This window comes from Allobosea sp. GW821-FHT03A12 (assembly GCF_058986765.1).
In genome coordinates this window covers 174,662-187,525 of the sequence record NZ_JBYSVZ010000007.1, presented here as the reverse complement: position 1 = coordinate 187,525, position 12,864 = coordinate 174,662, and the positions used below count along the sequence as shown (strand labels likewise).

12 protein-coding genes are annotated in these 12,864 nt (G+C 66.9%); 7 read left to right on the top strand and 5 right to left on the bottom strand.

Annotated elements, in window-relative coordinates:
- Window positions 1-67 precede the first annotated feature (67 nt).
- From AC3WLC_RS26110 to AC3WLC_RS26100, 3 genes are all read left to right on the top strand, one after another.
- Window positions 68-958 (top strand): LysR family transcriptional regulator, encoded by an 891-nt coding sequence (locus tag AC3WLC_RS26110; protein ID WP_493686819.1) that lies wholly within the window; start codon window positions 68-70, stop codon window positions 956-958.
- A gap of 102 nt (window positions 959-1,060) precedes the next feature.
- Window positions 1,061-2,713 carry an energy-dependent translational throttle protein EttA gene (ettA, locus tag AC3WLC_RS26105; protein WP_493686818.1) on the top strand — a complete coding sequence of 551 codons (1,653 nt, stop codon included), beginning with the start codon at window positions 1,061-1,063 and terminating at the stop codon, window positions 2,711-2,713.
- A 185-nt stretch (window positions 2,714-2,898) separates the two neighbouring features.
- Window positions 2,899-3,216, top strand: a complete 318-nt coding sequence (locus AC3WLC_RS26100) for a hypothetical protein (RefSeq protein WP_493686817.1) — start codon at window positions 2,899-2,901, stop codon at window positions 3,214-3,216.
- A gap of 82 nt (window positions 3,217-3,298) precedes the next feature.
- On the opposite strand, the gene AC3WLC_RS26095 is transcribed toward AC3WLC_RS26100, so the two are convergent.
- The 3 genes from AC3WLC_RS26095 to AC3WLC_RS26085 all read right to left on the bottom strand — a co-directional run bounded on the left by AC3WLC_RS26095 (window position 3,299) and on the right by AC3WLC_RS26085 (window position 5,829).
- Window positions 3,299-4,180, bottom strand: coding sequence for an SDR family NAD(P)-dependent oxidoreductase (locus AC3WLC_RS26095; protein ID WP_493686816.1), 882 nt, complete (start codon window positions 4,178-4,180; stop codon window positions 3,299-3,301).
- Window positions 4,181-4,266: 86 nt separating this feature from the next.
- On the bottom strand, window positions 4,267-4,836 hold the full coding sequence (locus AC3WLC_RS26090) for a TetR/AcrR family transcriptional regulator (protein WP_493686815.1): 570 nt from the start codon (window positions 4,834-4,836) through the stop codon (window positions 4,267-4,269).
- A gap of 87 nt (window positions 4,837-4,923) precedes the next feature.
- Window positions 4,924-5,829: a LysR family transcriptional regulator gene (locus AC3WLC_RS26085; protein ID WP_493686814.1), complete on the bottom strand. Its 906-nt coding sequence runs from the start codon at window positions 5,827-5,829 to the stop codon at window positions 4,924-4,926.
- A gap of 90 nt (window positions 5,830-5,919) precedes the next feature.
- Between AC3WLC_RS26085 and AC3WLC_RS26080 the strand changes: the two genes are divergently transcribed.
- The gene (locus tag AC3WLC_RS26080) at window positions 5,920-6,843 is read left to right on the top strand and encodes a hypothetical protein (protein ID WP_493686813.1); all 924 of its coding nucleotides are present in this window, start codon (window positions 5,920-5,922) and stop codon (window positions 6,841-6,843) included.
- On the top strand, window positions 6,840-7,853 hold the full coding sequence (locus AC3WLC_RS26075; protein WP_493686812.1) for a DUF2891 domain-containing protein: 1,014 nt from the start codon (window positions 6,840-6,842) through the stop codon (window positions 7,851-7,853). Before AC3WLC_RS26080 ends, AC3WLC_RS26075 begins: the two co-directional genes overlap by 4 nt.
- 12 nt (window positions 7,854-7,865) lie before the next feature.
- Here AC3WLC_RS26075 and AC3WLC_RS26070 read toward each other — a convergent pair whose 3' ends face one another.
- Entirely contained in the window at window positions 7,866-9,011 is a 1,146-nt protein-coding gene (locus AC3WLC_RS26070; RefSeq protein WP_493686811.1) for an alpha-hydroxy acid oxidase, read from the bottom strand.
- Window positions 9,012-9,208: 197 nt separating this feature from the next.
- Here AC3WLC_RS26070 and AC3WLC_RS26065 point away from each other — a divergent pair, with 197 nt between their 5' ends.
- Together AC3WLC_RS26065 and AC3WLC_RS26060 are read left to right on the top strand one after the other, a co-directional pair.
- Window positions 9,209-11,410 carry a glycoside hydrolase family 3 N-terminal domain-containing protein gene (locus AC3WLC_RS26065; RefSeq protein WP_493686810.1) on the top strand — a complete coding sequence of 734 codons (2,202 nt, stop codon included), beginning with the start codon at window positions 9,209-9,211 and terminating at the stop codon, window positions 11,408-11,410.
- Between the two features lie 137 nt (window positions 11,411-11,547).
- Window positions 11,548-11,751 (top strand): cold-shock protein, encoded by a 204-nt coding sequence (locus AC3WLC_RS26060; protein WP_057190882.1) that lies wholly within the window; start codon window positions 11,548-11,550, stop codon window positions 11,749-11,751.
- A gap of 178 nt (window positions 11,752-11,929) precedes the next feature.
- Here the strand turns inward: AC3WLC_RS26060 and AC3WLC_RS26055 are convergent, their stop codons facing one another.
- Window positions 11,930-12,793 carry a DMT family transporter gene (locus AC3WLC_RS26055; protein ID WP_493686809.1) on the bottom strand — a complete coding sequence of 288 codons (864 nt, stop codon included), beginning with the start codon at window positions 12,791-12,793 and terminating at the stop codon, window positions 11,930-11,932.
- Window positions 12,794-12,864 lie beyond the last annotated feature (71 nt).

Sequence of the window (12,864 nt, the reverse complement as noted above, 5' to 3'; positions counted from 1 at the left end):
CCGCGGTTTCCGGGAGGGGGGGCGCAGGATTGCGCCTTCCGAGCGGCGCCCGAAGCGAGGCGGGGACATGTTCGACTGGGACGACCTCAAGCCCTTCCTGGCCGTCGCGGAGCAGCGCAGCATGATCGCGGCGGCAAGATCGCTCGGCCTCAGCCAATCCACCGTGCAGCGGCGGCTGGCTGAGCTGGAACGGCGCATCGGCCGCGCCCTCGTGGTGCGGCACCCCGCCGGCTATCGCCTGACCGAGGACGGGGTGAGCCTCCTGCCGCTGGCGCAGAAGGTGGCGCGCGCCGTCGCCGAGCTGCAGCAGCATCTCGACGACACGGCCCGCGATCTCGACGGCGTCGTCCGCGTGACCTGCCCGGAGCCGTTGGTGCCGCGCATCGTCGGCTCGGGGCTGCTCGACGCCTTCCAGCTGCGCTATCCGAGGCTGCGCGTCGAGTTCGTGACCAGCGACCGCTATCTCGATCTCTCGCAGGGCGAGGCGGATGTCGCCTTCCGCTCCGGCGATACCGATGACGAGCTGGTGGGGCGCAAGATCGCCGAGTCGCTCTGGGCGATCTATGCCAGCCCCGACTATCTCGAACGCCACGGCCGACCGGCGACGCTGGGCGATCTCGGTCGGCATGCCCTGGTCGGGCTGGAGAGCGCGCTCGCTTCGCACCGCATGTTGACCTGGCTCGCCGATGTCGCGCCGGGAGCGCATTTCGCGGTGCGTAACAACAGTGTGCTCGGCCTAGTCTCGGCAGTTAGGTCCGGCGTCGGAATCGGGCCGTTGCCGACGGCGCTCGGCGATGCGGATGACGGGCTGGTGCGGATTTTCGGCCCGATCCCGGAACTCACCCGGAGCTGGCGCATCCTGGCCCATCCCGATCTGAGGCATACGCCGCGCATCGCGGCCTTCTTCGACTTCATCGTCGAGAACAAGGCGGCGCTGAAACCGATCTTCACCGGCTAGCATGCGGCCATGATGGTTGCGGGCAGGGCGGCCGGTCGCTACATAGCGGCCAGTTTCCCGAAAGCCTCAGCGCCCCAGTCCGAAGCGGAGCCCGCACGCCCCATGTCTCGTCAGTTCATCTACCATATGCGCGGCCTGTCGAAGACCTATCCGGGCGGCAAGCAGGTCCTGAAAGACATCCACCTTTCCTTCTATCCGGACGCCAAGATCGGTGTGCTCGGCGTCAACGGCGCGGGTAAATCGACCCTGCTGAAGATCATGGCCGGCTTCGACAAGGAGTGGACCGGCGAGGCCTGGGTCGCCGAGGGCGCGCGCGTCGGCTACCTGCCGCAGGAGCCGAAGCTCGACGAGACTCTCACCGTCCGCGAGAACGTCATGCTCGGCGTCGGCCCGCAGAAGGCGATCCTCGACCGCTACAACGAGCTCGCCATGAACTATTCGGACGAGACCGCGGACGAGATGACCAATCTCCAGGACGAGATCGAGGCCAAGGGCCTGTGGGATCTCGATTCCAAGGTCGACCAGGCGATGGACGCGCTGCGCTGCCCGCCGGACGACTGGCAGGTCGGCAAGCTCTCGGGCGGCGAGCGCCGCCGCGTCGCGCTCTGCAAGCTGCTGCTGGAACAGCCGGAGCTGCTGCTGCTCGACGAGCCGACCAACCATCTGGATGCCGAGACCACCGCCTGGCTCGAAGGGCACCTTCGGACCTATCCGGGCGCGATCCTGATCGTCACCCACGATCGCTACTTCCTCGACAACGTCACCAGCTGGATCCTCGAGCTCGATCGCGGCCAGGGCATCCCGTACGAAGGCAACTACTCGGCCTGGTCGGTGCAGAAGCAGAAGCGTCTCGCTCAGGAAGGCCGCGAGGACGTCTCGCGCCAGAAGACGCTGGAGCGTGAGGCCGAGTGGATGGCCGCCTCGCCGAAGGCGCGCCAGGCCAAGAGCAAGGCCCGTATCCAGCGCTATGACGAGCTCGTGCAGAAGGCCTCGAACAAGGGGCCGGATACAGCCCAGATCATAATCCCGATCGCCGAGCGGCTCGGCAACAACGTCGTCGATTTCGAGGACCTGTCGAAGGGCTTCCAGGACAAGCTCCTGATCGACGGGCTCACCTTCAAGCTGCCGCCGGGCGGCATCGTCGGCGTGATCGGTCCCAACGGCGCCGGCAAGACCACGCTGTTCAAGATGATCACCGGGGTCGAGAAGCCCGATGCCGGCACGATCAAGATCGGCGAGAGCGTCCAGCTTGGCTATGTCGACCAGAGCCGCGACTCGCTCGACGACAAGAAGAATGTCTGGGAGGAAATCTCGGGCGGAAACGACATCATCTATCTCGGCAAGAAAGAAATCAATTCAAGGGCTTATTGCTCGGCCTTCAACTTTAAAGGCGGCGACCAGCAGAAGAAGGTCGGCTCGCTCTCGGGCGGTGAGCGCAACCGCGTCCACCTCGCCAAGATGCTGAAATCCGGCGCCAACGTCCTGCTGCTCGACGAGCCGACCAACGACCTCGACGTTGATACGCTGCGCGCGCTGGAAGAGGCGCTGGAGGACTATGCCGGCTGCGCCGTGATCATCAGCCACGATCGCTGGTTCCTCGACCGCATCGCGACCCACATCCTCGCCTTCGAGGGCGACAGCCATGTCGAGTGGTTCGAGGGCAACTTCCAGGATTACGAGGAAGACAAGCAGCGCCGGCTGGGCATCGATTCCACCATCCCGAAGCGCATCCAGTACAAGAAGTTCACGCGCTAAGCGGTTGATGCAGGATTCAAAAGCGCCCGCGCTCCGGAAACGGGGCGCGGGCATTTGATTGAGCGCTCTGCGGCAGGGCACCCCACGAGCGGATGCCCCTGGCTTCATGAGGAGTGTTCTACCTACCGCTGTAGTGGCAATTTACACGCCCGCGCGTATTGTTGGCGTAGTGATGCGAGAGCCCTATGCGATTTGCCGTGCGATTCTTACCGCCGTGGTACCCTGTCGAAACTGATGAAACCGAAGCGGTGCTGGCGAACTGGATAAGGAAATACCTTCCTACGAACGAAGCCTTGTTGGATTTGCGCTTTACGGTGATCGGCGTCTGCCGTGCTCGTGACGAGATGGCGGTCTGCCTTCAAGACGGGCGTATCGCTCGCGTTATCCTGCCGGATAATCCTGCTGCGCCGCCTTCCGCTGAGGACCCGCTAGAGATTGACTACTTCGACGATGTGAGCGGGCTGAACGCTTTCATTTCTCGTGATGCGGCGGAGTACCAATAGGGCCCGGATGGTGATGCTGCAGCGCTTGCCATATCCTAGGTTCTGCATGGGAATTCAGACGGTTTGGCCACGCTATTTAGCTTCACGCCCGCGCCTCTCCGCCGAGCAGTTTCTGCAAGGCCACCAGATCGGTCCCGGCGAAGTCCGATGACCGGCTGACCTGCGCCCATTCCACCGCCTCCTTCTGCCGCTGCGCATCCGCCTGGGCGAGGACGAAGAGGGCGTCGCTGCCGAGGACGAGATGGGCCGGCAGGGTCTCGCGCCGGCTGAGGTCGAGGACGATCTGCGCGATCCTTTCGGGATCGCCGATCTCGTTGCCGACATAGGCTTTCAGCAGGTCGAGCACGGCGCCGACGCTGGGCTGGTAGTCCGGCATCACCGCCGGAGCGTTGCCGCGGGCGATCTCGCCCCAGCCGGTGCGCATGCCGCCGGGCTCGACCGAGACGATCTTGACGCCGAACGGCGCGACCTCCTTGGCGATCACCTCGGTGAAGCCGCCGACCGCCCATTTCGCCGATTGATAGGCGCTGAGGCCGGGCGTGCTGGTGCGGCCGCCGACCGAGGAGATGTTGATGATCTGGCCGGAACGCTGGGCCCGCATCGCTGGCAGCGCGGCGCGGGTGAGGTTCACGACCCCATAGAAATTGGTCTCGATCTGGGCGCGGAAGCTCTCCTCGCTGGTCTGCTCGAAGGCGACGGCATGGCCGTAGCCGGCATTGTTCACGAGCACGTCGAGCCGGCCGAAGGTGTCGACCGCGACGGTCACGGCCACGTTCGCAGCGGCCATGTCGGTGACGTCGAGCGCGAAGGACAGCAGCGTGTCGGGGTATCGGGCTTCGAGATCGGCGAGGCGACCGGGATCGCGCGCCGTCGCAATGACGTTGTCGCCGGCGGCGAGAGCCGCTTCGGCGATCGAGCGGCCGAGGCCGCGGGCGGCGCCGGTGATCAGCCAGGTTTTGGTCATGTGCTGTCCTTTCGAGGCTGTGAGTGAGTGCTTGCTCATTTAAACAAGTAAAATGGGCTCGGCTCAGCTGTTCCTTGGTGGGGTTTTCAGGCGGTGATGCCGTCCCAGAAGACCGAAAAGCCGAGCTTCTTGTAGTGCTCGTGCTTGCCGGGCTCCCGGGCGATCAGGTCGAGCATCACCTCGCTCAGGGCCTCGACCACGGCGCTGAAGAAGGGCTGCGACTGGTCCTTGAGCAGGCCTATCCGCCGGCTCTCCTCGATCATGCCGCTGATCTCGGCGAAAGCGGCGGCGCCCTTGCTGCGCGTCTCCTCGCTGATCCGGTCGGAGACGGCGAGCTGGCGCAGGGCCTTGTGCTTGACCGGGTGCTTCGCGCCCCAGTCGATGAAGCTGTTCCAGAGATGTTCGAGCCGGTCGCGGATGCTGCCCTCGCGCGGATAGGCTGTGACGGTGAGTGTGGCAAAATCGGTCTTCAGCTCGAGATAGAGCTGGTTCAGCAGCTCGTCCTTGCTGGCGAAATAGGTGAAGAGCGTGCCCTCGGCGAGCCCGGCCTCCCTGGCGATCTTGGCGGTCGGCGCGCCGGTGCCGAGCTCGGCGACCAGCTTGCAGGCGGCGGCCAGGATCGCTTCGCGCTTCGCTTCGCTGAGGGGACGGGCCATGAATGGTCAAATCTGAATGAGTGAGTGATTGCTCATTTATTTGGATGTGAGGGCCGCGAGAGTCAAGGGCTGTCCCCGCTCGTTTTTTCAGAGCGAGCGCCCGACCCGCTCGATCGCGGCCAGAAACCAGGACAGCGCCGGGTCGGTCGTCGCGCGGCGGCTATGCAGCAGGTCGATGGCGAAGGGCGGGGCGTCATAGGGCAGGGGCATCAGCGTGATGCCGGCGATCTCGGCGAAGCGCCCGGCGACACGCCGCGCCATGGTCGCGACGAGGTCCGTGCCGGCAACCGCGAAGGGCACGGCGACGATGTGCGCGAGCGTGACCGCAACCCGGCGCTTGTGGCCCTCCATGGCGAGGATGGCGTCGACAACGCCGGGCGAGCCGTCGCCGCCGGCGGAGGAGAACAGCGCATGCGGCAGCCGGAGATAGTCGTCGGGCGTGAGCGGCGCGGCGTGCGCCCTGTCACGGATGCAGACGAAATCCTCCTCGAACAGTCTGCGCCTGACGATGCGGGCGGAGTCAGGGAGATGCCCGCCGATCAGCGCGTCGACATCGCCGCGTTCGAGCGTGGCGAGGCTGGCAGCGGCATCGGCGATCGGCCTGACGACGAGGTCGATGCCGGGGGCCTCCTGTCGCAGCAAAGCGACCAGCGCCGGCACGACGACGAGGTCGCCATAGTCGGTCACGGCGACGGTCAGGCGGCGGCGCGCGGTCGCGGGCTCGAAGTCGCTGTCCGGCGCGAGTGTTGCCCTGATCTGGGAGAGCGCCTCGCCGATCGGCCGGGCCAGCGCCAGCGCCCTGGCAGTCGGCTGCATGCCCGCGGCGGTGCGGATGAAGAGCTCGTCGCCGAACAGAGCGCGCAGGCGCGTCAGCGCGCTGCTCATCGAGGGCTGCGCCAGGCCGATGCGCTGGCCGGCGCGGGTGACGTTGCGCTCCTCGAGCAGCGCCTCGAAGGCGGTGAGGAGGTTGAGATCGATCGCAGCTAAATTCATCTGAGCAATAGTACTGATAGTAAAAATCGATTTCCGCAATGGTGTGCGCGCTGCTGAAAGAGGGGTGCTTGAAACGGCTGGACGAGGCGCATGCGAGCATCCCTGTCGCGCCTCATACCGCGCGGACCAACGATCCTGGCGCTCGGCGTCGTCGTCGGCCTGGCCTTTCCAGTACTGGCCGAGCTGGTCCGGCCGTCGATGCCGGTGATGATCTTCCTCATCGTGCTCGGCACGCTGCTGCGGACCGATGGCAAGTCGGTCGTCGCCGTGCTTGGCCGCCCGGCGCTCTCCGTTCTGCTTCCCGTCACCGTCATGGTCGCGTGCCCGGTGCTGATCGGCCTGATTGCTTACCGCTTCGGCGTTGGCGCCGAGCTGGCGCTCGCCCTTGTGCTGGCAACCGCGGCGCCGCCATCGAGCGGCACGGCAGCGGTGGCGCGGATGCTCGGGCTCGACGGCACAATTCCGCTCGCGGTGACGCTGCTGTGCATGGCGCTCGCCCCGATCACCGTGCCGCTCCTCGCCGGCTGGTCTGGCGGGATCGGTCTTAGTGCCCTCGATCTCGCCTTGCGCCTGGCCATGCTGGTCGGCGGTGCCGAGGGCGTCGCCCTGCTGCTGCGGCGCTTTGCTGGAGCGCAACTGCGCAGCCATGGTGAAACGATCGACAGGATCGTGGTCGCGGCGCTGCTCGTCTTCGTGATCGCCACCATGGCGGGCGTGAGGGCGCAGATCGAGGCGGATTGGCGGGGCGCGCTGCTATGTCTGGTGATCGCCTTCGCCTGCAATCTTGGTCTGCAGGGAGCGGGGGCCGTCCTGCTGCCCGGCGCGCTGGCCGAACGATTGACCGTCGGCCTCATTCTCGGCAATCGCAATGTCGGGCTGGTCTGGTCGGCGCTCGGCGCTGCGGCCTCGCCGCGCATGGCGCTGTACTTCGCGGCGACGCAGTTGCCGATCTATCTCACCCCGCGTCTGATCGACATGATCATCAGCTACGCCAGAGCAAGGAAGCCATCATGACCGCCGCCCGCCTGACGGAAGAGCTCGCGCTCCGCTTCGCCCGCATCGCGCTCGGGCATGTCGGGCGCGAATATCCGAACAAGCCGGACCATACGCTGGCGGGGCCGGAGGATGCGCGGACCCCGCGCGAGCTGCACCCGATCTTCTATGGCAGCTATGACTGGCATTCCTGCGTCCACAGCTACTGGATGCTGGCGCGCCTGCTGCGGCGCTATCCCGGCTTCGCGGCGGCGGCCGAGATACGCGCGCTGTTCGACGCGCAGCTGACGCCCGAGAAGGTAGCGGTCGAATGCGCCTATCTCGCTCCTCCGACCGCACGGGGCTTCAAGCGCCCCTATGGCTGGGGCTGGCTCTTGAAGCTGGCGGCGGAATTGAGCCTGCTCGACGATAAGAGGTGGTCGCAGAACTGCGCGCCGCTAGCCGAGGCCTTCGCGCAACGTTTCCGCGACTTCCTGCCGCTCGCGACCTATCCGGTGCGGGTCGGGACGCATTTCAACACGGCCTTCGGCCTGCGCATGGCGGCAGACTACGCGACCGCGACGGCGGATGACGCGTTCGCCGCCCTGCTGCGCGAGACGGCCTTGCGCTGGTATGGCGAGGACAGCGACTGCCCGGCCTGGGGCGAGCCGAGCGGCGATGATTTCCAGTCCTCGGCGCTGATCGAGGCCGAGTGCATGCGCCGCCTGCTGGCGCAGGAGGTGTTCCTGCCCTGGTTCGATCGCTTCCTGCCGCGGCTGGAGCGCCGGGAGCCGGCGACATTGTTCCGGCCGGCGACGGTCACGGATCGCAGCGACGGCAAGATCGCGCATCTCGACGGGCTAAACCTCAGCCGTGCCTGGTGCTGGCGGGCGCTGGCCGGTGCGCTGCCGGAGGGCGATGCCCGCCGGGCGGTGGCGACGACGGCCGCGGCCGAGCATCTGGCCGCGGGCTTCCCGCATATCGCCGGCGACTATATGGGCGAGCACTGGCTCGCCAGCTTCGCGGTTCTCGCGCTGGAAGAGGAGCCCTGAGCGTCGAAAGGCTCAGGCCTTGCCCTTCACCAGGATGTTGGCGTCGACATCATGGATGTCGCGCTTGCCGCAGAGGGCCATGGTGATGTCCATCTCCTTGCGGATGATGTCGAGGGCGAGCTTGACGCCCTCTTCGCCCATGGCGCCCAGCCCATAGAGGAAGGCGCGGCCGATCAGCACGCCGCGGGCGCCGAGCGCCACCGCTTTCAGCACGTCCTGGCCGGAGCGGATGCCGCCATCCATCCAGACCTCCATGCGCCCGCCGACCTGCTCGACGATTCCCGGCAGGGCCGCGATCGAGGAGACCGCTCCGTCGAGCTGGCGGCCGCCATGGTTGGAGACAATCAGCGCATCGGCGCCGCTCTGGGCCGCGAGCTCGGCGTCCTCGGCGTCGAGGATGCCCTTCAGGATCAGCTTGCCGCCCCAGCGGTCCTTGATCCACTTGACGTCGTCCCAGCTCAGCGTCGGGTCGAACTGCTCGGCCGTCCAGGAGGAGAGCGAGGAGAGGTCGCCGACGCCCTTGGCGTGGCCGACGATGTTGCCGAAGGTGCGGCGCTTGGTGCCGAGCATGCCCAGGCACCAGCGCGGCTTGAAGGCGAGGTCGATCAGATTGACCAGCGTCGGCTTCGGCGGGGCGGAAAGGCCGTTGCGGATGTCCTTGTGGCGCTGGCCGAGGATCTGCAGGTCGAGCGTCAGCATCAGCGCCGAGCAGCCGGCCGCCTTGGCGCGGTCGATCAGGCGGCCGATGAAGTCGCGGTCGCGCATCACATAGAGCTGGAACCAGAACGGCTTGTCGGTGTTCGCAGCGATGTCCTCGATCGAGCAGATGCTCATGGTCGAGAGCGTGAAGGGGATGCCGGCCCGGGCGGCGGCCTTGGCGGCGAGGATCTCGCCGTCGGCATGCTGCATGCCGGTGAGACCGGTCGGCGCGATCGCGACCGGCATCGAGACGTCCTGGCCGATCATGGTCGTCGCCAGCGTGCGGTTGGTCATGTCGACGGCGACGCGCTGGCGCAGCTTGATGTCGGCGAAATCGCTCTCGTTGGCGCGGTAGGTGCCCTCGGTCCAGGCGCCGGAATCGGCGTAATCGTAGAACATGCGCGGCACGCGGCGCTTCGCCAGGAGGCGCAGGTCTTCGATCGTCAGCGGCTGGGCCATGGTCGTCTCGTCCGGCAGTCTTTCCTGCTCGGTCGCATGGAACGTCTTGCGAGGCAACGGCAAAGGGCGTTTTCCCCGCATGCCCGGCCTGTTTCAGCTCCCGTTCAGGCCGGCGCGGCGATGGGAGCGGTTGAGCCCGGCCTCCCGATCCTGTAGGGGCCGCTCATCCCGTCCTTCTGCTCAGCGAGATAGTGCTCATGCTTCTGCGGCTCGTCGCTGCATTCCTGTTCTGCGGCCTTGCGACCCTTGCCTCTGCTCAGCAGCAGGAGGTCGGCTGGAAGAGCGGGCGCGAGGCGGCCGAGATCGAGCGCAAGATCACCGCGCTGATCGGCAGGATGACGCTGGAGGAGAAGGTCGGCCAGCTCCACCTCTCCGGCCGCGGCGAGGGCTTCGACATCAATCAGATCAAGGCCGGCCGCATGGGCGCGGTGATGAACTTCGTCGTGCCGGCGGAGGTTAGGCAGGTCCAGGAGGCCGTCAGGCAGTCGCGCCTCAAGATCCCGCTGATCATCGGCCTCGATGCGGTTCACGGCTTCTCGACCTATTTCCCGCTGCCGCTCGGCCAGGCCTCGAGCTGGAACCCGCAATTGATCGAGCAGGCGGCCTATTGGACCGGGCGCGAGGCGCGCGCCGCCGGCGTGAACTGGACCTTCGCGCCGATGGTCGACATCTCGCGCGATCCGCGCTGGGGCCGGGTGCTGGAGGGCGCGGGCGAGGACGCCCATCTCGCAAGCGTCATCGCGGCGGCGCGAACCCGCGGCTACCAGCGCGGCGGCGTCGCGGCGAGCGTCAAGCACTTCGTCGGCTATGGCGCGGCCGAGGGCGGGCGCGACTACAACTCGACCTGGATCCCGACCAGCCAGCTGCACGACCTCTTCCTGCCGCCGTTCAAGGCGGCCTTCGACACCGGCGCCATGACGGCGATGGCGGCGTTCAACGCCCTCAACGGCATGCCTGCCACCGCCCATCGCGGCATGCTGACCGACCTGCTCCGCGGGAAATGGGGCTTCCGCGGCTTCGTCACCTCGGATTTCGGCTCGATCACCGAGCTGCGCTTGCACGGCATCGCCAAGGACGACGCCGAAGCTGCGCGCAAGGCGCTGCTCGCCGGCATCGACATGGACATGATGGGCGATGTCTACCACAAGCATCTCGCCAACGAGGTGACGGCCGGCCGCGTGCCGATGAAGGCGCTCGACGAGGCCGTCCGGCGCGTGCTCAGGGTCAAGTACCATCTTGGCTTGTTCGAGCGGGCGGATGTCGATGTCGCCGCCGCGCCCTCGCTGATGCAGACCGAGGAGGCCCGCAAGATCGCCCGCCAGGCGGCGCGCGAGGGCGTGATCCTGTTCAAGAACGACAGGCAGACGCTGCCGATCGCGTCGTCTGTCAAGTCGGTCGCGGTGATCGGCGCCATGGCGGTGCCGGAGGACGAGCGGGTCTGGACCGATCCGGCCGGGCTCGGCCGCCGCGTCGTGCAGCCGCTGCCGGATGCGCTGCGAGAGCAGCTGCCGTCCGACGTCACGGTCACCTATGAGCCCGCCTTCAGCAAGAACTGCGGTACCGAATTCAAGGACAAGGAGGCCGCGCTGAAGGCGGCTGCCGCAGCCGATCTCGTTGTCACCATGCTCGGCGAGGACTGCGAATTCATGGGTGAGGGCGCCTCGCGCACCGAGCTTCGCCTGCCCGGCGTGCAGCAGGAACTGCTCGAGGCACTGGTCGCCACGGGCAAGCCGGTGGTGCTGGTGCTGGCGACGGGCCGGCCGCTGGTCCTGACCTGGGCCGACAAGCACGTCGCCGCGATCGTCCAGACCTTCCATGGCGGCACCGAGGGGCGCGCCGCGATCGCCGAGGTGCTGGCCGGCAAGGTCAATCCGGCAGGGCGCACGCCGATGAGCTTCCCGCGCTCGGTCGGGCAGATCCCGGTCTATTACGACCAGCTGCCGACGGGACGGCCGCAGAAGATCCGCCAGCGCTATGAATCCATCTACATGGACGAGGCGAACGAGGCGCTCTACCCGTTCGGCTTCGGCCTGTCCTATAGCCGCTTCGCCTATGCCAATCCGCGCGTGACGAACGCCAGGGTGCCGTTCGATGGGGCGACCGAGATCTCCGTCGACGTGACCAATCAGGGGGATCGCGACGGCCAGGAGGTGGTACAGCTTTATATCCGCCAGCCGGTGGCGGAGCGCTCGCGGCCGCTGCGCCTGCTCAAGGGCTTCGAGAAGGTCGCTCTGAAGGCCGGCGAGACCCGGACAGTGCGGTTCAAACTGGAGGGCAAGGCGCTCGGCGGCCATGACGATGACGGCCGCTACCAGCTCGATCCGGGTATCATCGAGGTTTATCTCGGGGGCTCTTCACTCGCTACGGTAAGGACGCAGTTCGAGCTAGTAAGGCGCTGAGCCGACGTTAGGGCAACTGCCGTCGCTTTCATCTCGACAAGCTTGCGTTTTCGGTCAATCCTCAGCTCCGCGGGGCCTTTTCGACATCGTTGCCGAGGGGCTCCGTTACGACCACGGATGCTCCAAGGGATGCGGCGATGGCGACCGGAACCGTCAAATGGTTCAATACCGAGAAGGGCTACGGCTTCATTCAGCCTGCTGATGGCGGCAAGGATGTGTTCGTTCACATCACTGCCGTCAAGGAAGCGGGCCTGATGTCCCTGACCGAGGGACAGAAGCTCTCCTTCGACCTGAAGACCGAGCGCGGCAAGACCGCTGCGGGTGACCTGAAGCTGCTCTGAACGCAGCCAACGGCCTGATAGGCATGACGAAGGCTGAGGGCCTGCGGGTGTGAAGCCTGCGCCCAGGATTGGTTGGCTCGTCATGGCGTTGACGACCGGTTCCTGCCGGAACGGCAGGCGCGCGTTCGCGACAAGCTGCGATGCCCGCCCCCGACTTCGAGCTGTCCGGTGCTTCGATCTAGCGCGCGTAGCGCCGCGCCCCCGCGACGCAGAGGACGACTGCGGCCGAGGTCGCGATCATCTGCCAGCCGACATTTTCGCCGAGCAGCAGGCCTGCCAGCGCCAGACCGAAGAAAGGCTGCAGCAATTGCAGTTGCCCGACCGCGGCGATGCCGCCCTGGGCGAGGCCGCGATACCAGAAGACGAAGCCGATCAACATGCTGAACAGCGAGACATAGGCGAGGCCGAGCCAGGCCGGGCCGCCCGCCTGTGCGAAGGAGGCCGGCAATGTCGCCAGCGAGAGGCCGGTCATGATCGGCAGCGACAGCACCAGCGCCCAGGAGATCACCTGCCAGCCGCCGAGATGGCGCGAGAGGCGCGCGCCCTCGGCATAGCCGAGGCCGCAGACGATGACGGCGGCGAGCATCAGGAGGTCGCCGACGGGTGAGGCTTTGAGCCCTTGCGTCCAGGCGAAGCCGACGACGCAGAGGCTGCCGAGGATGGCGAAGACCCAGAAGGCAGGCTGAGGCCGCTCGCCGCCGCGCAGCACGCCGAAGATCGCGGTCGCGAGCGGCAGCAAGCCGATGAAGACGATCGAGTGGGCGGAAGTGACGTGCTTCAGCGCCAGCGCGGTCAATAGCGGGAAGCCGACGACGACGCAGAGCGCGACCACGGCGAGCGGCAGGACATCGGCGCGGGCCGGCCGTTTCTCCCTGAGCGCGAGCAGGAGGGCGAGCCCGAGCAGTCCGGCGATGGCGGCGCGTGCGACGGTCAGGAACACCGGGTCGAAATCGGCGACGGCGACGCGTGTCGCCGGCAGGGAGCCGCTGAAGATGACGACGCCGATGAAGCCGTTGAGCAGGCCGTTCGCAGTTCTGTCCATGGTACCTCCGAGGGCTGGCCTGCATGCAGTGAAGCCTTTCGGATTTCCAGAGACAGTCCGGTACAGTTCGG

Excerpts from the sequence above, each read along its gene's own strand:
- AC3WLC_RS26085 (WP_493686814.1), bottom strand. The coding sequence starts at position 5,829 with ATGAATTTAGCTGCGATCGATCTCAACCTCCTCACCGCCTTCGAGGCG.
- ettA (WP_493686818.1), top strand. The coding sequence starts at position 1,061 with ATGTCTCGTCAGTTCATCTACCATATGCGCGGCCTGTCGAAGACCTAT.
- AC3WLC_RS26055 (WP_493686809.1), bottom strand. The coding sequence starts at position 12,793 with ATGGACAGAACTGCGAACGGCCTGCTCAACGGCTTCATCGGCGTCGTC.
- AC3WLC_RS26070 (WP_493686811.1), bottom strand. The coding sequence starts at position 9,011 with ATGGCCCAGCCGCTGACGATCGAAGACCTGCGCCTCCTGGCGAAGCGC.
- AC3WLC_RS26100 (WP_493686817.1), top strand. The coding sequence starts at position 2,899 with ATGCGATTTGCCGTGCGATTCTTACCGCCGTGGTACCCTGTCGAAACT.
- AC3WLC_RS26075 (WP_493686812.1), top strand. The coding sequence starts at position 6,840 with ATGACCGCCGCCCGCCTGACGGAAGAGCTCGCGCTCCGCTTCGCCCGC.
- AC3WLC_RS26060 (WP_057190882.1), top strand. The coding sequence starts at position 11,548 with ATGGCGACCGGAACCGTCAAATGGTTCAATACCGAGAAGGGCTACGGC.
- AC3WLC_RS26110 (WP_493686819.1), top strand. The coding sequence starts at position 68 with ATGTTCGACTGGGACGACCTCAAGCCCTTCCTGGCCGTCGCGGAGCAG.
- AC3WLC_RS26080 (WP_493686813.1), top strand. The coding sequence starts at position 5,920 with ATGCGAGCATCCCTGTCGCGCCTCATACCGCGCGGACCAACGATCCTG.
- AC3WLC_RS26090 (WP_493686815.1), bottom strand. The coding sequence starts at position 4,836 with ATGGCCCGTCCCCTCAGCGAAGCGAAGCGCGAAGCGATCCTGGCCGCC.
- AC3WLC_RS26065 (WP_493686810.1), top strand. The coding sequence starts at position 9,209 with ATGCTTCTGCGGCTCGTCGCTGCATTCCTGTTCTGCGGCCTTGCGACC.
- AC3WLC_RS26095 (WP_493686816.1), bottom strand. The coding sequence starts at position 4,180 with ATGACCAAAACCTGGCTGATCACCGGCGCCGCCCGCGGCCTCGGCCGC.